General features: G+C 64.0%; 19 protein-coding genes. 8 read left to right on the top strand and 11 right to left on the bottom strand.

What is annotated here, in order from left to right:
• Positions 1–6 precede the first annotated feature (6 nt).
• Both dnaG and rpoD read left to right on the top strand, forming a co-directional pair.
• Entirely contained in the window at positions 7–1,917 is a 1,911-nt protein-coding gene (gene dnaG, locus AC1VVK_RS01160) for a DNA primase (RefSeq protein WP_482904045.1), read from the top strand.
• A gap of 43 nt (positions 1,918–1,960) precedes the next feature.
• Complete coding sequence (gene rpoD / locus AC1VVK_RS01155; RefSeq protein WP_132385275.1) at positions 1,961–3,976, top strand: RNA polymerase sigma factor RpoD; 2,016 nt, start codon at positions 1,961–1,963, stop codon at positions 3,974–3,976.
• Between the two features lie 75 nt (positions 3,977–4,051).
• Here the strand turns inward: rpoD and AC1VVK_RS01150 are convergent, their stop codons facing one another.
• The gene (locus AC1VVK_RS01150; RefSeq protein ID WP_482904044.1) at positions 4,052–5,743 is read right to left on the bottom strand and encodes a M28 family peptidase; all 1,692 of its coding nucleotides are present in this window, start codon (positions 5,741–5,743) and stop codon (positions 4,052–4,054) included.
• Positions 5,744–5,956: 213 nt separating this feature from the next.
• Here AC1VVK_RS01150 and rpiB point away from each other — a divergent pair, with 213 nt between their 5' ends.
• From rpiB to rpsD, 6 genes are all read left to right on the top strand, one after another.
• Positions 5,957–6,394 (top strand): ribose 5-phosphate isomerase B, encoded by a 438-nt coding sequence (rpiB, locus tag AC1VVK_RS01145; protein ID WP_482904043.1) that lies wholly within the window; start codon positions 5,957–5,959, stop codon positions 6,392–6,394.
• A 15-nt stretch (positions 6,395–6,409) separates the two neighbouring features.
• On the top strand, positions 6,410–7,708 hold the full coding sequence (gene glyA / locus AC1VVK_RS01140; RefSeq protein ID WP_482904042.1) for a serine hydroxymethyltransferase: 1,299 nt from the start codon (positions 6,410–6,412) through the stop codon (positions 7,706–7,708).
• Between the two features lie 18 nt (positions 7,709–7,726).
• Complete coding sequence (locus AC1VVK_RS01135) at positions 7,727–7,951, top strand: hypothetical protein (RefSeq protein WP_132385271.1); 225 nt, start codon at positions 7,727–7,729, stop codon at positions 7,949–7,951.
• 33 nt (positions 7,952–7,984) lie between these two features.
• Positions 7,985–8,485: a transcriptional regulator NrdR gene (gene nrdR, locus AC1VVK_RS01130; RefSeq protein ID WP_132385270.1), complete on the top strand. Its 501-nt coding sequence runs from the start codon at positions 7,985–7,987 to the stop codon at positions 8,483–8,485.
• Positions 8,478–9,218 carry an RNA methyltransferase gene (locus AC1VVK_RS01125; protein WP_482904041.1) on the top strand — a complete coding sequence of 247 codons (741 nt, stop codon included), beginning with the start codon at positions 8,478–8,480 and terminating at the stop codon, positions 9,216–9,218. The genes nrdR and AC1VVK_RS01125 overlap by 8 nt, the downstream gene beginning before the upstream one ends.
• A gap of 211 nt (positions 9,219–9,429) precedes the next feature.
• Positions 9,430–10,044: a 30S ribosomal protein S4 gene (gene rpsD / locus AC1VVK_RS01120; protein WP_132385268.1), complete on the top strand. Its 615-nt coding sequence runs from the start codon at positions 9,430–9,432 to the stop codon at positions 10,042–10,044.
• Between the two features lie 386 nt (positions 10,045–10,430).
• Here rpsD and AC1VVK_RS01115 read toward each other — a convergent pair whose 3' ends face one another.
• The 10 genes from AC1VVK_RS01115 to AC1VVK_RS01070 form a co-directional block, all read right to left on the bottom strand.
• Positions 10,431–12,452: an alpha/beta hydrolase family protein gene (locus AC1VVK_RS01115; protein WP_482904040.1), complete on the bottom strand. Its 2,022-nt coding sequence runs from the start codon at positions 12,450–12,452 to the stop codon at positions 10,431–10,433.
• 71 nt (positions 12,453–12,523) lie between these two features.
• Positions 12,524–13,648, bottom strand: a complete 1,125-nt coding sequence (gene tgt, locus AC1VVK_RS01110) for a tRNA guanosine(34) transglycosylase Tgt (protein WP_482904039.1) — start codon at positions 13,646–13,648, stop codon at positions 12,524–12,526.
• Between the two features lie 19 nt (positions 13,649–13,667).
• Positions 13,668–14,708 (bottom strand): DUF481 domain-containing protein, encoded by a 1,041-nt coding sequence (locus AC1VVK_RS01105; protein WP_482904038.1) that lies wholly within the window; start codon positions 14,706–14,708, stop codon positions 13,668–13,670.
• 54 nt (positions 14,709–14,762) lie between these two features.
• Entirely contained in the window at positions 14,763–15,536 is a 774-nt protein-coding gene (locus tag AC1VVK_RS01100) for an ABC transporter permease (protein ID WP_482904037.1), read from the bottom strand.
• Positions 15,533–16,468: an ABC transporter ATP-binding protein gene (locus AC1VVK_RS01095; RefSeq protein ID WP_482904036.1), complete on the bottom strand. Its 936-nt coding sequence runs from the start codon at positions 16,466–16,468 to the stop codon at positions 15,533–15,535. Before AC1VVK_RS01095 ends, AC1VVK_RS01100 begins: the two co-directional genes overlap by 4 nt.
• Positions 16,469–16,508: 40 nt before the next feature.
• Positions 16,509–17,555 (bottom strand): tRNA preQ1(34) S-adenosylmethionine ribosyltransferase-isomerase QueA, encoded by a 1,047-nt coding sequence (queA, locus tag AC1VVK_RS01090; RefSeq protein ID WP_482904035.1) that lies wholly within the window; start codon positions 17,553–17,555, stop codon positions 16,509–16,511.
• A 51-nt stretch (positions 17,556–17,606) separates the two neighbouring features.
• Positions 17,607–18,305 carry a peptidylprolyl isomerase gene (locus tag AC1VVK_RS01085; RefSeq protein WP_482904034.1) on the bottom strand — a complete coding sequence of 233 codons (699 nt, stop codon included), beginning with the start codon at positions 18,303–18,305 and terminating at the stop codon, positions 17,607–17,609.
• An 86-nt stretch (positions 18,306–18,391) separates the two neighbouring features.
• Positions 18,392–18,910 (bottom strand): pantetheine-phosphate adenylyltransferase, encoded by a 519-nt coding sequence (coaD, locus tag AC1VVK_RS01080; RefSeq protein ID WP_207904606.1) that lies wholly within the window; start codon positions 18,908–18,910, stop codon positions 18,392–18,394.
• Positions 18,910–19,818 (bottom strand): polyprenyl synthetase family protein, encoded by a 909-nt coding sequence (locus AC1VVK_RS01075; RefSeq protein WP_132385259.1) that lies wholly within the window; start codon positions 19,816–19,818, stop codon positions 18,910–18,912. Before AC1VVK_RS01075 ends, coaD begins: the two co-directional genes overlap by 1 nt.
• A gap of 4 nt (positions 19,819–19,822) precedes the next feature.
• Complete coding sequence (locus AC1VVK_RS01070; protein ID WP_132385258.1) at positions 19,823–20,074, bottom strand: exodeoxyribonuclease VII small subunit; 252 nt, start codon at positions 20,072–20,074, stop codon at positions 19,823–19,825.
• Positions 20,075–20,098: the final 24 nt, after the last annotated feature.

Raw genomic sequence — 20,098 nt, 5'->3', positions numbered from 1 at the left:
AGGACCGTGCTTACCCCTCAATGGCTTGATCAGCTTCGCGCCCGCACCACGCTGTCGGCGCTGATTGGTCGCTCCACCCGCCTCCAGAAGGCGGGGCGCGAGTTCAAGGCCTGCTGCCCGTTCCACAACGAGAAGTCTCCCAGCTTCACCGTCAACGATGAAAAGGGCTTCTATCACTGCTTTGGCTGCGGCGCACATGGAGATGCGATCCGCTGGATGACCGACCATCAGGGCCTGTCCTTCATGGATGCGGTCAAGGAACTGGCAGCCGAAGCAGGGATGGACGTCCCTGCCCCCGATCCGCGCGCGGCCAAGGCGGCGGAAAAGCGCGATACGCTTCACGACGTCATGGCCGATGCGCAAGCATGGTTCGTGAACAACCTATCCTCGCCCGGCGGCGAAGCGGCGCGCGGCTATCTGGCAACGCGCGGGTTCGACGCTCATACCCTCCAGCGCTTCGGCTTCGGCTATGCGCCGGAGGGCCGGCAGGCGATGAAAGAGGCGCTCAGCAAGTTCCCCGAGGCCATGCTGATCGAGGCGGGCCTCAGGATCGAGGTCGAGAACCGCGATCCCTACGACCGCTTTCGCGGCCGCCTCATGCTACCGATCGAGGATGCGCGCGGCCGGGTCATCGCTTTTGGCGGCCGCATCCTCACAAAGGATAAAACTGAGGCCCCCAAGTATCTGAATTCTCCGGATACGCCGCTGTTCGACAAGGGACGCACGCTCTACAACCTTCATCGCGCCGCACCTGCCGCACGCCAGTCCGGCCGGATGGTGGTGGTCGAAGGCTACATGGACGTCGTCGCCATGGCCGCAGCGGGAATCGGCGAATGCGTTGCCCCGCTCGGCACCGCGCTGACCGAGCACCAGATCGAGATGCTGTGGCGTCATGTCGAAATGCCGGTTCTCTGCTTCGATGGTGACGCCGCCGGTCAGCGCGCCGCCATGCGTGCGGTCACGCGGGCACTTCCGCTGCTGCGCCCTGCCCACTCCCTGCGAATCGTGCGCCTGCCGGAAGGGATGGACCCCGACGACCTCATCAAGGCCAAGGGCGCGCGGGCCATGGAGGACATCCTCGGCACCGCGAAAAGCCTTGTCGACGTGCTCTGGGAAGTCGAACGCGATGCCCAGCCGCTCACGACGCCTGAGGACAAGGCCGGGTTGAAGGCCCGCCTGATGGAGCATGTCGACGCGATCCAGCATCCGGATATCGCCAGCCTCTATCGCCGCGAGCTTCAGGACCGCTATTCGGAGTTCGCCTTTCCCAAGCGCGAAAGCCGCTGGCAACAAGGGGATCGCGGCCAGTCTCGCCCCGGCCAATGGAACCAGCGTGGCGGCGGCGGTGGGCGGGGCAACTTCCAGAAAGGCCGCTGGAGCCCCCTGCCCGAATCGGATCCCGAATCGCTTGAACGCCTGCGCAAGGCCGCCTCGGGCGGCGCGCGGGATGGTCTTTCCGCCGCCGTCCTTGCCGGCCTGATCCGATGGCCCGACCAGATCGCGCGCCATGCCGAAGCGTTGGCCCGCACCCCCGGCCTCGATCCGCGCTTTTCCTTGCTGCTCGATTGCTACGACGTGAACCATCATGCGAAGGAACCGCTTGTAAGCGAGGCTCTTGCCACCATATTGTCGAACAGTGGCCTGGAGATCCCCGGCACCGCAGAATACTCCGGATTGCGCTTCGGGTTCTTAAATCCTGACGCAAGCGCGGATCAGGCGGCAGAGGATCTTGTGCAGGCCGTCGATCTCTTGGTGGAGCGTCCGGTACTGGAAGCGGCTTTGGCGCAGGCAACATCCCGCTTCGAAAGCGAACTATCGGATGAGGCTTTTGCCGAACAGCAACGTCTTCTCAAGAGAAAGCTGGAATTCGATAGTCGCCTAAGGCAAATGGCTACTAGGCAGGCGGCTTCGTCATGATTGTTTAGAATCAGGGCGTAGGCACGGGGAAAACGGCGGATAGATGAGCAAAAACGACAACACCGGCGATACCAACGACGATGCGCCGCTGATCGACCTCAACGAGGCCTCGATCAAGAAGCTGATCGCCCGCGCCAAGCGCCGGGGTGTCATCACCGTTGACGAGCTGAACGAGGCCCTCCCGCAGGACCAGATGTCCACCGACCAGATCGAGGACATTATGGCCGCGATCTCGGAAATGGGCGTCAATATCGTCGAGAGTGACGAAGACGCCGACAATAGCCAGGACGACGACCGCGAGTCGGAAGAGGCCGATGGCGACGAGATTTCGCCGCGCATGGTGGTCGACGCCAAGAAGAAAGAAACGGTTGAGCGCACCGATGATCCGGTGCGCATGTATTTGCGCGAGATGGGCGCGGTCGAACTGCTCAGCCGCGAGGGCGAAATCGCCATCGCCAAGCGGATCGAAGCCGGCCGCGACATGATGATCCTGGGCCTCTGCGAGAGCCCGATTACTTTCCACGCCATCATCCAGTGGTCCGAAGCGCTCAACAACGGCGAGATGCAGCTGCGCGAGATCCTCGATCTCGACGCGATGCTCTCGAAGGAGCCTGCGCCCGAAAGCCTGTCGGAAGACGGTGAAGGCGACGACGACGGCGAGATCAGCGAAAAGACCGCCGGCCCCTCGTTCAAGGAGGACGACGAGGCCGAGGAAGAGGAAACCGTCGACGAACTGGACGAGGATGGCGAGCCCCGTGCCAAGCGTCCGGTCGAAGAGGAGGAGGAAGACAACACCCTCAGCCTCGCGCAGATGGAAGCGGCCCTCAAGCCGGAAGCGCTTGAAAAGTTCATCCTCATCACCGAGCTGTTCCGGGCCTTCGAACGCCTCCAGTCCGAGCGCCTCGACGCGCTTGCATTGGGCATCGACTTCCCGGCCGCCAAGGAAGAGCAGTACCAGTCGCTGCGCGAGGAACTGACCGCGCAAGTCGAATCGGTGAAGTTCCACGCGACGAAGATCGAATACCTCGTCGACAATCTCTACGCCTTCAACCGCCGCCTGACCGCCCTTGGCGGCCAGATGCTGCGTCTGGCCGAGCGCCACAAGGTGAAGCGCGCGGACTTCCTTGAGACCTACGTGGGTCGCGAGCTGGACGACGCGTGGCTGTCGGACATGTCGAAGAAGGACAAGAAGTGGGCCGCCTTCGCCGAGGCAGAGGCCGATCCGGTCGAGCGCATCCGCGCCGAAGTTTCGGACATCGCCGCTGCCACCGGCATGGCGCTTCCCGAGTTCCGCCGCATCGTCAACATGGTCCAGAAGGGTGAGCGCGAGGCGCGCATCGCCAAGAAGGAAATGGTCGAGGCGAACCTGCGCCTGGTGATCTCGATCGCCAAGAAGTACACGAACCGCGGCCTGCAGTTCCTGGACCTCATTCAGGAAGGCAACATCGGCCTGATGAAGGCGGTCGACAAGTTCGAGTACCGCCGCGGCTACAAGTTCTCGACTTATGCCACCTGGTGGATCCGTCAGGCGATCACGCGCTCGATCGCGGATCAGGCGCGCACGATCCGTATCCCGGTCCACATGATCGAAACGATCAACAAGCTAGTCCGCACCAGCCGCCAGTTCCTTCACGAGCAGGGCCGCGAGCCGACGCCGGAAGAAATGGCCGAGCGCCTGTCGATGCCGCTCGAAAAAGTGCGCAAAGTGATGAAGATCGCCAAGGAGCCGATCTCGCTCGAAACGCCGATCGGCGACGAGGAAGATTCGCATCTGGGCGACTTCATCGAGGACAAGAACGCGATCATCCCGGTCGACGCAGCGATTCAGGCGAACCTCAAGGAAACGGTCACCCGCGTCCTTGCCTCGCTCACGCCGCGTGAAGAGCGCGTGCTGCGCATGCGCTTCGGCATCGGCATGAACACCGACCATACGCTTGAGGAAGTGGGCCAGCAGTTCTCGGTCACCCGCGAACGTATCCGTCAGATCGAAGCCAAGGCGCTGCGCAAACTCAAGCACCCGAGCCGCAGCCGCAAGATGCGCTCGTTCCTCGACCAGTAACGGTCGAAAGCCGGACACTTCAGAAACGCCCGCAACTCCGGTTGCGGGCGTTTTTCTTTGCCTGCGCGGGTTTTCTTACCTCGGCGCGTAGACCGGGATGCTCAGCGCCGGGGCGTCAAGCCGAACCCAGAGCGCAACACCCACGGCCGCCAGCAGGAGGAGAACGGTCAATACCTGCGATCCCCGCAGCGAAACCGGCGCACGCAGCGGCACCAGCGCGCAAACGGTGACCGCAAGCGGCAGTACCGCCACCATCGGCATGGTCGGGCCCACCGCCTGCATCAGCAAATAGCCGAGCATCAACATATAGCCCGTGACCACGCCGGCCACGATCACTTCGGCCGTACGAACCACGCTGCCGAACTCGAACGCTCTCAGCAGAGCGACAACGCCGCCCAGCAGCAGCGGTATCGTCAGCACATAGGCGGCCGTCGGCGCGAAAATCTGGAACGCCGCGCCGGCCAGCCACAGTGGCAGGACAAGACCAGCCTCTCCGGCGGGCCTATCCGGCTTCCGCCCAACCACCAGCAGCGCCGCGGCAAGGCTGGCGCAGAAGGTCATGATCTGGAGGCGGGGGATCGCCGCGAGCCGGTCATAATAGTTCACCGGCCCATCCGCGCCCGACAGCAGATTGAGCAAGTAAAGCGCAGCGCCGGTCACGATGACGAGCCCAAGCATGCGCCCCAGCCCGCCCACGAACGCCCGCCCCTCGAAACGCCGCAAAGCATGCACCGCATAGCCGGCGAAACCGACCGCCAGCATCACCCAACCCCACCACGCCGCGTAGTGGACCGCGAAAAGTCCGAACACGTCGAAGAACACGATGTCGGGTGACTTGCCGGGCAGTTCCGGCGCATTTGCCATCGCCCGCGCCAGCCCCAGCGCCTGTTCGCCCATCTGCTGGAGCGAGCCCCGATCGAGATTGGCGGCGGTCGACAGCGGTGAATGATAGAACGCCGGCCTGCCGATAAACGCGAAGTTCCACGCCGGATAACCGTGCGGCAGCGCCACGGTGAGATCGGTGTCGTTGGGCAGCACGCTGTAGATGAAGGTCGCCAGCGACGTCCCCGCCGGGTGCGGCACGGACGAGGCCCAGAGCCGCGCCACATCGCCATTCATGGCCGAAGTCTGGAACAAGTTGGCCTTGCCCCCGCCCCCGCGCGTCTCAAGATTGATGATTGCGCCGATCTGCCGCGCTTCCGGCGCCTGACCGAAGAACAGCCTCGCACCATTGAGGTTCGCTTCCTCGCCATCGGTGAGGATCACCATCACGTCGCGGCGACGTTCGCGATCCTGTGCAAGCGCCCGCACGGTTTCCAGTATCGAGGCAACGCCCGCCCCGTCGTCGGCTGCGGCGGGAGAACCCCAGACGCTGTCGTAATGCGCCATCAGCGCCACCGCCGGCAGATCGCGATCCTTGCCGGGCAGCACGGCCACGATGTTGACGAGCGGGATTTCCGCCCGGTTTTCGCCGCTGCGCCGGTTCAGCTGGTCGCGCACGTCTGCGGGAAACAGGCCCTGCTGCGTGCGCACTGTCATGCCGAAGGCACCGAGCCGGTTCATCAGATAGCCGCGCAGAGCCGCATGCTCCTGCGATCCGCTGGGGTGCGGCGCGCGGGCGATGCGCGTGATGTCCGTCATCGCCCGTCCGGCGGAGAACGTTTCGGCAGGCGCCTCGACAGACGCAGAGCGAGGCGGCGTCGTCCCCAACACGGCCAGGATCGCCGCAAGAAGGAGCGCAAGAACAAATGGCTTTGCCGACTTCACCGCTAACCCCTTTCGAGAAACGGAGAACATCCTTCCCGCCGCCATCCCTGTCAATCGCGCCGGACAAGAGGCTTTCGGCACTATAAATCGGCGCTATTATGCCCATTCCCGTTAATTGCGCCCCATGGGGCGGACAATGGTGGCATTGCGACGAAGTCACGACTAAGGGGATGCGCAAACGAATCCCCGCATCAGGACAGGCACACCGCTCCCATGCGCATTGCGATTGCATCTGACCACGCCGCCGTCGACCTCAAGGCCGAACTGCGCGAATACCTCATCGAACTCGGCCACGAAGTTGCCGATCTCGGCCCCGAAACCGCCGACCGTGTCGATTACCCCGACTACGGCTACAAGCTGGCCTCGGTCGTCGCCGACGGCACCGCCCAGTTCGGCGTCGCTCTTTGCGGCTCCGGCATCGGCATTTCGATCGCCGTGAACCGCGATCCGGCCTGCCGCTGCGCGCTCGTTTCCGAGCCGCTCTCGGCCGCGCTCGCGCGTGAGCACAACGACGCCAATGTCATTGCCATGGGCGCCCGCCTGACCGGCATCGACATGGCCAAGGCCTGCCTCGACGCTTTCCTCTCGACCGAATTCGGTGGCGGACGCCACGCGGGCCGCGTCGAAAAGCTTTCCAATCCGTCCTTCTGAAGGGGCTTTCAGAACATGACCGTCGAAACCGCCATCCGTTCCCCGGGCTTCTTCACTGACAGCGTGGCCCAGAGCGACCCCGCCGTCGCCAAGGCCATCGGCCACGAACTCAAGCGTGAGCGCAAGCAGATCGAGCTGATCGCATCGGAGAACATCGTCTCCAAGGCCGTGCTTGAAGCACAGGGCTCGGTGCTGACCAACAAGTACGCCGAAGGCTACCCCGGCAAGCGCTACTACCAGGGCTGCGAGCCTTCGGACGAAGTCGAAACGCTCGCCATCGAACGCGCCAAGCAGCTGTTCGACTGCCAGTTCGCCAATGTGCAGCCCCACTCGGGCGCGCAGGCCAACGGCGCCGTGCTGCTCGCCACCGTGAAGCCCGGCGACACCATCATGGGCATGAGCCTCGATGCCGGCGGCCACCTTACGCACGGCGCCCGCGCCGCGCTTTCGGGCAAGTGGTTCAAGGCCGTGCAGTACGGCGTGACCAAGGACACCCACCTGATCGACTACGATGAGGTTGAGGCCCTTGCCAAGGAGCACCAGCCCAAGCTGATCATTGCCGGCGGCTCCGCCTATCCGCGCGTGATCGACTTCAAGCGCATGCGCGAAATCGCAGACGCCGTGGGCGCGCTGTTCCAGGTCGACATGGCGCACTTCGCCGGCCTCGTGGCTGCGGGCCTGCACCCCTCGCCCTTCCCGCACGCGCACATCGCCACCACCACCACGCACAAGACGCTGCGCGGCCCGCGTGGCGGCATGATCCTCACCAATGACGAGGCGCTGGCCAAGAAGATCAACTCGGCGGTGTTCCCCGGCCTTCAGGGCGGCCCGCTGATGCACGTCGTCGCCGCCAAGGCCGTCGCTTTCGGTGAAGCGCTGCGTCCCGAATTCAAGGACTACGCCGCGCGCGTGATCGAGAACGCCAAGGTCCTCGCCGACACGCTCAAGGAGCGCGGCGCCGCGATCGTTTCGGGCGGCACCGACACCCACCTCGCGCTGATCGACCTCTCGCCGCTGGGCGTGACCGGGAAGGACGCGGACGAGGCGCTGGAACGTGCGGGCATCACCTGCAACAAGAACGGCATCCCCTTCGATCCGCTGCCGCCGATGAAGACCAGCGGCATCCGCGTCGGTTCGCCCGCCGGCACCACCCGCGGTTTCGGCCCGGCTGAATTCCGCGAAATCGGCAACATGGTCGCCGACGTGCTCGACGGCCTTGCCAAGTGCGGCGAAGCAGGCGACGCTCAGGTGGAGCAGAACGTGCGCGCGCGCGTTGAAGCGCTGTGCGATCGTTTCCCGATCTACGAGGACTGATCCAGGAGCCCCAGTGCCATGACCGACCCCGAACGCCCCAACGACACCGGTGATTTCATCTCGGACGCTCGCCACGAGCTTGCCGGAATGTTGCAGGATGGCCTCGACCATCCGTCTACCAAGCCCGTGTTGCTCTGGGGCGCGGCGGGGGCGGTCGCCGGTGCCGTGCTGCCGTTTGTCTCGATCCCGCTCGGCCTTGCGGTCGGTGCGGGATACCAGTTCTACAAGCGCGTGCGGCCCTGAGGCCATCCTTGGAAATTGAAAGTAACTGACTGAATGCGCTGTCCTTTCTGCGCCCACGATGATTCCCAGGTCAAGGACAGTCGCCCGACCGAGGACAACACGTCGATCCGCCGCCGCCGCCAGTGCTCAAGCTGCGGCGCGCGCTTCACCACGTTCGAACGCGTCCAGCTTCGCGAAATCACCGTGGTGAAGAGCGACGATGCCCGCGAGCCGTTCGACCGGGCCAAGATCGAGCAATCGGTCACCCTCGCCTGCCGCAAGCGCGGGATCGAGCGCGAGAAGATCGACCAGCTCGTCTCCGGCGTGCAGCGTCAGGTCGAAACGCTGGGCGAATCCGAAGTCCCCTCGCGCGAGATCGGCGAGATGGTGATGGAGGGCCTGCGCCAGCTCGATTCGGTCGCTTACATCCGCTTTGCCTCGGTCTACCGCGCGTTCAACGAAGCGCGCGATTTCGAGGCATTCGCCGGCACCGTACGCGATGTGGCCGGGCAAGGTGCCACCAAGGGCGCAGCAAAGGACGGCGACAATGGCTGACATGAACAAGCCGGTCATCGTGCTGGTCCGCCCGCAACTGGGCGAAAACATCGGCAAGGCCGCGCGCGCCATGCTCAACTTCGGCCTGACCGAGATGCGCCTCGTCGCTCCGCGCGATGGCTGGCCCAATCCCTCAGCCGGTCCCGCCGCCGCCGGCGCCGACACGGTGCTGGAACACGCGAAAGTTTACGAGACGCTGGCCGAAGCCGTTGCCGATTGCGCCAACGTCTACGCCACCACCGTCCGCAAGCGCGGCGTAACCAAGCCGGTTGTCACGCCGGAACAGGCCGCGCGCGAAGTGCATGAGGCACAAGGTCGTTCGGCCTACGTGTTCGGCCCCGAGCGTTCGGGTCTGGAAACCGAGGATGTCGCGCTTGCCCGCGCGATCCTGACGGTGCCGATCAACCCGGAGTTCGCCTCGCTCAATCTGGCGCAGGCCGTGATCCTCTGCTCCTACGAGTGGTCGAAGGGCGTCACCGCCTCTGGCGAACTGGCGCAGCCGACCGTGGAGGACCTGCTCCCCCCTGCCCCGCAGGAAGAATTGGAAGGCCTTATCGGCCACTTCGAGCAATTGCTCGAACCCAAAAACTATTTCTGGCCCGAAACCCGTGCGGCGGCCAATCGGCTGACCTTGCGCAACCTTCTCACGAAGCCGGGCTGGAATCACCTCGAAGTGCGCACCCTTCGCGGTGTGCTCTCTGCCCTCGGAAACGAGCGTCGCCCGCGTAGTTGAGCCGTTTTTCGGCTTATCCGCTTGACTTTCACCCCCGAGCCCGTATGGGGCACCCCTTCACATGGCGCCTGCCTTCTTGACAGGTCTGTCCATTCGGCCCCGCACCCCGGTGAAGCGGCGGCCGCATCCAGCGCATTAGGCTGGATGGTGCGCCCCGGGAAAACATGGACCGTTTCCACAGTGGAAGCGGCAGCAGAAAAGGAGACGACTTATGTCGAAGCGTAAAAGCGCCAAGTATAAACTCGACCGCCGCATGGGCGAGAACATCTGGGGCCGTCCCAAGAGCTCGGTCAACCGCCGCAGCTACGGCCCGGGCCAGCACGGCCAGCGCCGCAAGGGCAAGCTGTCGGACTACGGTCTGCAGCTGCGCGCCAAGCAGAAGCTCAAGGGCTACTACGGCGACGTGACCGAGAAGCAGTTCAAGGCCACCTACCAGGAAGCCGCCCGCATGAAGGGTGACACCGGCCAGAACCTGATCGGCCTGCTTGAGCAGCGTCTGGACATGGTTGTGTACCGTTCCAAGTTCGCGCCCACCATCTTCGCGGCTCGCCAGATCGTTTCGCACGGCCACATCCGCGTCAACGGCGTGAAGTGCAACATCGCTTCGCGTCGCGTGAAGGTCGGTGACATTGTCAGCCTCGGCAACAAGGCCAAGGAAATGGCCCTGATCGTCGAAGCGCAGGCTCTTCCCGAGCGTGACGTTCCTGACTACGTCGCTCAGGACGGCACCGACAAGGTGACTTTCGTTCGCGTTCCGACGCTGGACGAAGTGCCTTACCCGGTGAAGATGGAACCGAACCTGGTCGTCGAGTTCTACTCGCGCTAAGAGTTTCGGGTCTCCGGACCAGGATTAGGAAGGGCGGCTCTTCGGAGTCGCCCTTTTCTTTTGCCCTGCATCGTCGCGAGGCGACGAAGTGCCGGAAAACGCGGTGAATCGACGGACTTGTCAGGGAACCGACATGGTTCGCGGGCATTGAACCAGCACTATGTCTCGATTCCGTTTCATCACCCCCCATCGCACCGGCAAATGGTACACGACCCTCGATCTCGCCCAGCGCTTCGCAAGCAAGATCGGCGCCGGATTCCTGGATCTGCGAAGCGGCCGCTTCGTCGCCTACCCCGGAACCCGGCTGGAAGTTTCCTGCTGCTAGAGCGTTTTTCGGGTTATCAGGCGAAGTCACCTGATAACCCGGAAAAACGCGACTAACCGCACTAGTTACTGGCTACGGTAGTCGGCAGGGCCAATGCCTTGCGCAGGAAACCGTCGCTCTGCTCCAGGACCTTCGTGCGCGCCGCGCTGTCGTCCAGCGAGTGGGCAAGCCCCGGGAACGTCACCAGTTCCACTTGTTTGCCGGCATCGCGCAAGCGCCGTTCCATGATCTGCGACTGATGAACATTGACGTTCAGATCCCAATCGCCGTGGAACATCAGCACCGGCACCTGGATCGCGCCGACGTTCTGCGCAGGCGAACCTTGCGCTACGTGGGGGCCGTTGCCGATTTGCTGATCGACCAGCCGATAATCGGTGCGATTAAGGTGGTCCTGCCGCAAAACGCTGAGATCGGTTACCGGCGCGATCGCCACGATCGCCTTGAAGAGCCCCGGATCGAGCACGCCTGACTGGAGCGCGGCATAGCCGCCATAGGACCAGCCGACGATCGCCAGCTTGTCCTTTGCGGCGACCCCGCTCGAAACCAGCCAGCGGCCCGCGTCGTCGACATCACCGATGGCCGTCCGCCATGACTGGAAGCCGTTCTTCTCGAACCAGGCTTCCCCGAAGCCTGCCGAGCCACGGAAATTCGGCTGAAGCACCGCAAAGCCGCGCGCCGCGAAGAACTGCACCAGCCAGTCGAAACCCCACTCGTCACGCGACGAAGGACCGCCGTGCGGCATGACGATCGCCGGAAGGTTCTTGCCATCGCTGCCCGGCGGCAGAGTCAGATAGCCGGGGATCATCGTCCCGTCGGCGGCCGGGAACTGGACCGGCTTCATCTCGGCCAGCTTGCGCCCCGCAAGCGCCGGCCGCAGCGGCAGGATTTCTTCGAGATGGCGGGTTGCCTTGTCATAAAGATAGTAACGCCCCGGATCGACATCGCTACCCGCGAACATCACCAGCTTGCTCTCATCCTCGCTGGACGAGACGAAATCCACCAGGGGCGATCCCGGCAAAGCCTTGCCCAGGGCGCTGCGCAGTTTCGCCAGTTCGGGGTCGAAATACTCGGCTTTTCGATAGTCGCCGGCATAGGACACGCCGACCACCCGCTGCGTGCGCCCCAGACGGACGAGATCGTCCACCTCTATCCCGGGCTTGCTGAACACCAGCTCGCGCGCCTTGCTGCCGTCCAGCTTCTCTCGATAGAGCGCCAGATAGCCGTCCTTGCGCTCGAAGCCATAGGCTGCATCCAGCGTGGGATCGACCGCCACCGGCTGGAAACCGCTGTCCGAACCGGAAGCATTGAGGGTGACCCGGCTCAACAGATCCCACGAATGCGAATCCTTCGTTCGGTAGAAGTAGTTGATGACATTGGTGTCGTACCCGCCGCTGGTGGTGGGATTCAGACCTCTGATCCGCACTGAGCCCCGACCGTCGGTGATGTAATCCGTCGCATCGGTGTTGGGCTTCTCGATCGTGGTGCGGCGCAGCGTTCGCACGTCCACGCTCTCGACGCCCAGCCCCTCAAGGGAACTGGCAAGGTGAGTTCCGATCTGCTGCTCGGGCACGAACTGGCGCAGCATCAGCACTTCGCCCGGCCGCGCACCGGTCCAGTCGATGATGTCGCCGCCGTACCATGCGAAGCCGACAGCGCGCGAACTCTCGGCCGGGGTAACTACCTTGAGCGGCTTACCGTCCAGATAGAGCGCCACGAGCCGCGTGAACGAAGTCAGGTCGCTGGTCGCCACCGAGACGCTGCAAACCAGTTCATTGTCGGACGGCCAGGAGCAATGCCGAATTCTTTCGGCCGCGGTGTTGGAAACCACCAGCGTACGCAGCTTCGCATCCTTGTCGTATTCGGCCACGGCAACCGCGGTACCGTTCCGACCGATCGACTGGATCATCGCGATCTTCATGCCGCTTGGCGACATGCTGACGCCGTCCACCGCTTCACGCGTACCGAAGAGCGCCGCCACGGCCTCCACGCTCTCAGCCTGTGCCGTCGGTGCCGCCTGCGCGGTCGTCGCAAGACCGGCCCAGGCAAGCGCCGCCAGCGATGCCGAGGCAACAAACCTTTTCATTAAATCCCCCAAATCAAAACCTGACCGTTAAAGCCGGCCCAATCGGGGGAGGAAGTTAAAATGCCGACATATCAGCCGAAATAATCGCGCCGGAAATCGGCCGCGAAAGCCGCGAACCGGCTCTCGGCGATAGCATCGCGCATACCCTGCATAAGTTGCTGATAGAAAGAGATATTATGCTCCGTCATCAACATCGCACCGAGCATCTCTCCCGATTTCACGAGATGGTGCAGATAGGCGCGGCTATAAGTGCCGCAAGTCGGGCACTTGCAGCGCTCGTCAATGGGGGCACTGTCCTCGGCATGGCGGGCATTGCGCATGTTGAGCGGGCCATTCCAGGTGAAGGCCTGCCCGTTGCGGCCCGAGCGGGTGGGCAGAACGCAATCGAACATGTCGACCCCGCGCTCCACCGCGCCCACCAGGTCGTCGGGCTTGCCGACGCCCATCAGGTAGCGCGGACGATCCGCGGGAAGCTGCTGCGGCGCGAATTCCAGCGTGGCGAACATCGCCTCCTGCCCCTCACCCACGGCGAGGCCGCCGATCGCGTAGCCGTCGAAGCCGATCTCGCTCAGCGCATCGGCTGAAGTCTTGCGCAGCCCCTCGTCAAGCGCGCCCTGCTGGATGCCGAACAGCGCCGAGTTGGCGGCATGCTCGCCGCCGCTGTCGAAAGCGTCGCGGCTGCGCTTCGCCCAGCGCATCGACATCTCCATCGAACGCGCGATCACGTCGCGCGGCTGATCGATCTTCGGGCATTCGTCGAAGCACATGACGATGTCCGAGCCGAGCAGCCGCTGGATCTCCATCGAGCGTTCCGGCGTCAGCAGATGGCGCGAACCGTCAAGGTGGCTGGCGAACGTCACGCCTTCCTCGGTGATCTTGCGCAAGTCCGACAGGCTCATGACCTGATAGCCGCCGCTGTCCGTCAGGATCGGGCGGTCCCAGTTCATGAACTTGTGCAACCCGCCCAACCGCGCGACGCGCTCGGCGCCCGGGCGCAGCATCAGGTGATAAGTGTTGCCCAGCAGGATGTCGGCGCCGGTGGCGCGCACATCCTGCGGCTTCATCGCCTTCACCGTGGCGGCGGTACCGACCGGCATGAAGGCGGGCGTGCGGATTTCCCCGCGACGCATCTTGATGACGCCGGTGCGGGCCTTGCCGTCGGTGGCGTGGATGGAGAATTCGAAACGGGGGTTCATGCCCCGCCCGTTATCCAATTCAGAAGCCGTAGACCAGCGAGAACCGCGAAATGGTATCCGTCCTGAGCGTACCGTCGGGCGGCGAGGACTCGTGGGAGAACGAATAGGACAGCTTGGCCTTCAGGCTTTTCGACATCCCGGCCTCGATACCGGTATTCGTGGTGAAGGTGCTGTTGCCGGTCTCGATATACGAAGACGCGGTCTGCGTGAGCTTCAGGGTGTTGTCGACCTTCCAGCTGAAATCGAGCGAGGTCAGCGTCGACCATGTCGTCTCGGAAGGATCCACCACAAACCGCGTGCGGCGCACCGCCGGTCCGACTTCCACCGACAGCGCCAGATCGCTGCGCTTGATAACCCGGTAACCAAGGCCGCCCGACAGCGAGTAACGATCGCGGAAGCCCTGGATTTCGTTGCTTTCCCACTGGGTACGACCGAACGTGAACAGGCCGTCGTTCAGCGTGTAGCGGGCCTGATAGCTGGCAAGGTACTGCTCACGCGTAACCGTGCCCGAATCCTTCTGGTAGTCCGCCGTCAGCTGTACCGTGTGCTGCCAGTCGATCCCCTTGCGATCGAGATTGAGCGCGCCGGAGAAGCCGAAGTTGCTGGTGTTGCCGGTGGCGCGGAATGCGCCCAGTTCGACCTTGCCGGTCCACAGCTCAAGGATAGCCGATTGGCGGATGCGCTGCGTTTCCGCATTGGCCTTGGCGGCGAGCTGGCGGGCAGCCTCGTCGTCGTAGCTCTTCTTCATCGCCCGGATCTCGTCCTTGTCGTAAGGCTCGGTATCCAGCGCAACTCTGACGACGGCGGCAACCGTAGCCGAATCGCCGGTGCGGATCGCCGATTCGAGCATGGCGCGCACGTTTTCGGGCAGGCGCGGCGGGCCACATGGGACGAACGGCGTGGGCCACGGATAAGCCGGCAATGCGAGCGCAAGCGGCTCCACCGGCACTATGACCGGGGCCGCTTCCGCCGGGTTTCCGGGGGCTACAGGCAAAGTAACGGGAGTCTGTGCCTGTGCAGGAATTGCAACAAGCAGCAGCGGCAGACCCAACAAACGCATCGACATACCAGAAAGTTAGCGGCCCAAGAAGTTAACGACCAAAGCGTTAACGCCTTAGGCGCGCAGGCGCCAGCCGGTGCGGAAGATCCATGCGATGAGCGCAATGCAGATCGCGAGGAATGCCAGCGTCATGATCAGGGAAATGCCGATCGGGAAGTCCGACTTGCCATAGAAGCACCAGCGCAGACCGTTCACCAGATAGACCACCGGATTGACCATCGCCACCGAACGCCACGGCTCGGGCAGCATGCCGATCGAATAGAACGTGCCGCCCAGGAACGTCAGCGGCACAACGAAGAGCACCGGCACGATCCCCAACTTCTCGAAACTGTCCGCCCAGATGCCGAGGATAAATCCGAACAGCGAGAATGTCGCGGATACCAGCAGGATGAAGCCCAGCGTGTAGACCGGGTGGACGATCCTGTAGTCGACGAAGAACGTCGCCGTGGTGAGGATGATGGCAGCAAGGATGAGCGACTTGGTCGCCGCCGCGCCGACGAAGCCGATCAGCGTTTCGGCCACGCCCACCGGCGCGGAAAGCAATTCGTAGATCGCACCGGTGAAGCGCGGCATGTAGATGCCGAAACTGCCGTTCGACACGCTCTCCGCAATGAGCGTCAGCAGCAGCAGGCCGGGCACGATGAAGGCACCGTAGCTGACACCCTCCTGCCCCGAATGCATCCGGCCACCGATCGCCGCGCCGAAGACGACGAAGTAAAGCACCGTCGTCAGCACCGGTCCGAGGATCGATTGCATCGCGGTGCGCATGGCCCGCATGACCTCGCGCTTGTAGATGGTCCAGGTGCTGCGCGCGTTGAAGGCGATCATGCCGCCGCTCCTTCCAGAAGATCGACGAAGATGTCTTCAAGGCTCGATTCGCGGATGTCGATCGACGTGTAGTCGATACCCGCCGTCACAAGACGCTTGGTGAGTTCGGCCACTTCGGCCTTGCCCCGTCCCGAACCGTCGCCGCCGCGATAGACAAGTTCCATCCCGTCTTCGGACAGGCTGACATTGAGCCCCTCCAACACCGCCGGCACCGCCGTGAGCGGCGAAGATAGGGGGAAATGCGCTTCCGTCCGCCCCAGCCGCTTCATCAGCGCGCGCGTTTCATCGACCATGCGGATGCGGCCGGCCTGGATTATTCCCACGCGGTCGGCCATTTCCTCGGCCTCTTCGATGTAGTGGGTGGTGAGGATGATCGTCGTGCCCCGGTCGCGCAGAAGCGAGATCTGCGCCCACATGTCGCGCCGCAGCTCGACATCGACACCGGCAGTCGGCTCATCGAGGAACAGCAGTTCGGGCTCGTGCGCCAGGGCCTTGGCGATCAGCACGCGACGCTTCATGCCGCCGGAGAGAGCACGGATCTGGTCGTTGCGCTTTTCCCAGAGGCTCAGCGCACGCAGGATCTCTTCCACCCGCGCCGCATCGGGCGCGAGGCCGAACAGCCCGCGCGAATAATTGACCGAGTGGATCACGGTCTCGAACATGTCGGTAGCCAGTTCCTGCGGCACCAGACCGATACGCGCGCGCAGGCGGCGCCAATGGCGGTCCATGTTCTCGCCGAACGCATGGATCGTGCCGCCGGTCGGCCGCACCAGCCCGCAGACCGCGCCGATCAGCGTGGTCTTGCCCGCCCCGTTGGGACCGAGCAGGGCAAATATCTCGCCCTTGTTGATCGAAAGGTCGACCCCGTCCAGCGCCGTAAGGCCGCTGTCGTAGGTCTTTGTGAGACCGCTGATTTCGAGAATGCCTTGCATCAGCGCGTGATGCGCGAAACCGATGACGGTTCCAAGTCCTTTAAGGCAAAAGAATGCTGGAATCTCCGTAGGAATAGAAGCGGTAGCCTTCGCCGATGGCATGGGCATAGACCGCCTGCATCCGCTCCAGCCCCATGAGGGCGGAGACGAGCATGAACAGCGTGGACTTGGGCAAGTGGAAGTTCGTCATCAGGCCGTCGATCGCCTTGAAGCGATAGCCGGGTGTGATGAAGATCGCCGTATCACCCTCGAAGGGGCGGATCACGCCGTCCTCGCCGGTCGCGCTTTCGAGCAGGCGCAGGCTGGTGGTGCCAACCGCGATCACGCGATTACCGGCTGCGCGCGCCGCGTTGAGGCGATCTGCGGTCGCCGCGTCGATGCTGCCCCATTCGGCGTGCATCTTGTGGTCCTGCGTATCGTCCGCCTTGACCGGGAGGAACGTGCCCGCGCCGACGTGCAGCGTCAGCGTCTCGCGTAGGACCCCCGCCGTTTCGAGCCTTGCCATCAGTTCCGGCGTGAAATGGAGGGAAGCCGTAGGCGCGGCGACGGCGCCGTCCTTCTCGGCGAACATGGTCTGGTAATCGCGGCGGTCGGCCTCGTCGGTCTCGCGCTTGCCGGCGATGTATGGGGGCAGCGGCATGCGCCCTGCCCGCTCCAGCAGCACTTCGACCGGCTCTTCGCCTTCGAACATCAGGACCCAGCTGCCATCGTCCAGCCGTTCTTCGGCGATAGCCGTGACATCGGCCGGAAATTCCACGCGGTCGCCGGGACGCAAGCGCTTGGCATTGCGCACGAAGGCCTGCCAGCGGCGGAGGTCGACGCGCTTGTGCAGCGTGGCGCCGATCCGCGCCTCGCCCCGGCGGCCCTCAAGCTGGGCCGGGATCACGCGCGTATCATTGAAGACCAGCACGTCGCCCGCACGCAGGATGTCCGGCAGATCGTGGACGTGCCGGTCGACGAGCGGGCCTTCGCCAGTCTCGTTACCGCGGCCATCCACGATCAGCATCCGTGCCGAATCGCGCGGACGCGCCGGTCTCAGGGCGATGTTTTCGGGCGGCAGATCGAAGTCGAAAAGGTCAACGCGCATGGCGCGCCTCTAGGCGCGCGCCGTGGCCCCGTCATCCCCTTTCGGAGAAATTCAGTTCGACTTCGAGTTGCTGAGCTGATCCGCCGTGATCTTGGCAGGGGCCGCCGTCGCAGGCGCTGCCGGCGGCGGTGCCTTGTTGTCCGAGGCGAGCGAGGCCTGGACGATCTTGGTCGGGTTCGCGGGCGGCTCGCCGCGCTGGATCGCGTCCACGTACTGCATACCCGAGATCACGCGCCCGAACACCGTGTACTTGTGATCGAGCGAGAAGCGCGGATAGAGCACGATGAAGAACTGGCTGTTCGCGCTGTTCGGATCGTTGGTGCGCGCCATCGAGACCATGCCGCGCAAGTGCGGCATCGAGTTGAACTCGGCTTGGAGGTCGGGAAGCTTCGAACCGCCCTGCCCGGTGCCCGTCGGATCGCCCGTCTGAGCCATGAAGCCGTCGATCACGCGGTGGAAGATGATGCCGTTGTAGAAGCCCTGCGCGGCCAGCGTCTTGATCCGCTCGACATGGTGCGGCGCCCACTTCGGCATGAGACGAATGGCAACGCGGCCGCCGTCCGACAGGTCAAGCAGCAGCACGTTTTCGGGATCGTGCGTCACGTCGGGATCGACGACGACGGAGAGCGGCGGCGCGGCAGGCTCAGCCGCCGGAGCCGGTGCAGGCGCTTCCTTCTTCTTGGCCATCGCAGGCGTGGCGACAAGCGCGAGGCCGATCATAGTCGCAGTAAGGTTCAGGCGAAACTTCATCGAATACTCACAAGGAAGCCGTTCAGGCGTGGGGCGATAGAGCCCCGGTGCTGACGTGACAATGAATGATTTTGTCGCAGATAGGCTCAGTAGTCGCCCTGAAGGCCTTTCGCGGCGATCCGGCTGACAACATCGTCACGCACCGCGGGGCTGACGAAGCGGGAAATGTCGCCCCCGAAGGTGGCGATTTCCTTGACCAGCTTGGAAGCGATCGGCTGAAGGCCGACATCGGCCATCAAGAAAATCGTCTCGATGCTCGGGTTGAGCTGCTGGTTCATGCCCGCCATCTGATATTCGTATTCGAAATCGGCGACAGCGCGCAGGCCCCGCACGATGACGTTGGCCCCCTGCTTCTGCGCAAACTTCATCAGCAGTGCATTGAATCCGACGACGGTGACATTGTCGATGCCCAGGGCCGCTGCTTCACGCTCCACCATGGCCATGCGCTCTTCGGGCGTGAACAGCGGGTCCTTGGAAGGGTTGGTCGTCACCCCGATGATCAGCCGATCCACCAGCTTGGCACCGCGCCGGATGATATCGGCATGCCCCAGCGTGATCGGATCGAAAGTGCCGGGATAGACCCCGATACGCTCTCCCAGACTCATCAATGATCCCTCTCGATGATGTAGCGCGCGACCGCGCGCAGCAGGTCGGCTTCCTTGCCGTGCTGCGAAAGGTGTCCGATGGCCTGCTCAACCAGCATGCGCGCCTGTTCGCGCGCGCGGTCCGGGCCAAGCAGGGACACGAACGTTTCCTTGCCGGCCGCCGCGTCCTTGCCCACGGCCTTGCCGGCGACTTCGGCATTGCCCTCATGATCGATGAGGTCGTCCGCGATCTGGAAGGCAAGACCGATGTCGCGCGCATAGCCGCGCAAGTGGGCGCGGCCTTCGGGCTGAACACGCCCGAGAATCGCGCCCATCTCCACCGCCGCACCGAGCAGGGCGCCGGTCTTGAGCTGCTGGAGGCGCGTGACGGTCTGCAGATCGAACTCGCTGGTCTCGGCCACGAGGTCCATCATCTGCCCCCCCGCCATGCCCTGTGCGCCGCTGGCATGGCCAAGCGCCTGCACCAGTTCGATGCGCGTGAAGGGATCGGCACTGACGGCCGGATCGCCCAGCACTTCGAACGCGAAGGACAGCAGCGAATCGCCCGCGAGTACGGCCGTCGCCTCATCGAAAGCCTTATGAACGGTCGGCTTGCCGTGACGCAGGGAATCGTCATCCATGCACGGCAGATCGTCGTGGATCAGCGAGTAGACATGGATCGATTCGATGGCGATGGCCGCGCGGATCGCCGCCTCGCGAACGACGCCGTACATCTCGGCCACGGCTGTCAGCAGCAGCGGGCGCAGGCGCTTGCCGCCGCCGATCGCCGCATAGCGCATCGCCTCGATCAAGCGCGCGCGCGCGTCTTCGGGCACCGGCAACAGCGCGTCAAAGGCGCGGTCGACCTCATCGGCGATCTTCGCCAGCCCTTCGGCAAGCAGCGGATCGCTCACCCCGACCTCAGTCATCTTATCAGCGGTCCGCGTCGAACGGCTGGGTGCCGGTGGGCACCCCGTCCGGTCCGGCGACGATTCGCTCGATCCGGGCCTGCGCGGCATCGAGCCGCTTCTGGCAATGCTGGCGCAGACGCTCACCCTTCTCGTAAAGCGTGATGGAATCCTCAAGCGGCACATCGCCGCTCTCAAGCCTTCGCACGATGCCTTCGAGTTCGCGCAGCGCGTCTTCGAAGCTCAGGCTTTCGATGGTTTCTGTCTCATCTACCATGGTGCAGCAATGGCCTTGCGGCAC

Source organism: Novosphingobium sp. BL-S-32 (assembly GCF_056857055.1).
This window is presented reverse-complemented; position numbering and strand designations above follow the sequence as displayed.

Bases quoted from the DNA above. Each gene is read 5' to 3' on its own strand.
- rpoD (WP_132385275.1), top strand. From the start codon at position 1,961: ATGAGCAAAAACGACAACACCGGCGATACCAACGACGATGCGCCGCTG.
- rpiB (WP_482904043.1), top strand. From the start codon at position 5,957: ATGCGCATTGCGATTGCATCTGACCACGCCGCCGTCGACCTCAAGGCC.
- glyA (WP_482904042.1), top strand. From the start codon at position 6,410: ATGACCGTCGAAACCGCCATCCGTTCCCCGGGCTTCTTCACTGACAGC.
- AC1VVK_RS01135 (WP_132385271.1), top strand. From the start codon at position 7,727: ATGACCGACCCCGAACGCCCCAACGACACCGGTGATTTCATCTCGGAC.
- nrdR (WP_132385270.1), top strand. From the start codon at position 7,985: ATGCGCTGTCCTTTCTGCGCCCACGATGATTCCCAGGTCAAGGACAGT.
- AC1VVK_RS01125 (WP_482904041.1), top strand. From the start codon at position 8,478: ATGGCTGACATGAACAAGCCGGTCATCGTGCTGGTCCGCCCGCAACTG.
- rpsD (WP_132385268.1), top strand. From the start codon at position 9,430: ATGTCGAAGCGTAAAAGCGCCAAGTATAAACTCGACCGCCGCATGGGC.
- AC1VVK_RS01115 (WP_482904040.1), bottom strand. From the start codon at position 12,452: ATGAAAAGGTTTGTTGCCTCGGCATCGCTGGCGGCGCTTGCCTGGGCC.
- tgt (WP_482904039.1), bottom strand. From the start codon at position 13,648: ATGAACCCCCGTTTCGAATTCTCCATCCACGCCACCGACGGCAAGGCC.
- AC1VVK_RS01105 (WP_482904038.1), bottom strand. From the start codon at position 14,708: ATGCGTTTGTTGGGTCTGCCGCTGCTGCTTGTTGCAATTCCTGCACAG.
- AC1VVK_RS01100 (WP_482904037.1), bottom strand. From the start codon at position 15,536: ATGATCGCCTTCAACGCGCGCAGCACCTGGACCATCTACAAGCGCGAG.
- AC1VVK_RS01095 (WP_482904036.1), bottom strand. From the start codon at position 16,468: ATGCAAGGCATTCTCGAAATCAGCGGTCTCACAAAGACCTACGACAGC.
- queA (WP_482904035.1), bottom strand. From the start codon at position 17,555: ATGCGCGTTGACCTTTTCGACTTCGATCTGCCGCCCGAAAACATCGCC.
- AC1VVK_RS01085 (WP_482904034.1), bottom strand. From the start codon at position 18,305: ATGAAGTTTCGCCTGAACCTTACTGCGACTATGATCGGCCTCGCGCTT.
- coaD (WP_207904606.1), bottom strand. From the start codon at position 18,910: ATGAGTCTGGGAGAGCGTATCGGGGTCTATCCCGGCACTTTCGATCCG.
- AC1VVK_RS01075 (WP_132385259.1), bottom strand. From the start codon at position 19,818: ATGACTGAGGTCGGGGTGAGCGATCCGCTGCTTGCCGAAGGGCTGGCG.
- AC1VVK_RS01070 (WP_132385258.1), bottom strand. From the start codon at position 20,074: ATGGTAGATGAGACAGAAACCATCGAAAGCCTGAGCTTCGAAGACGCG.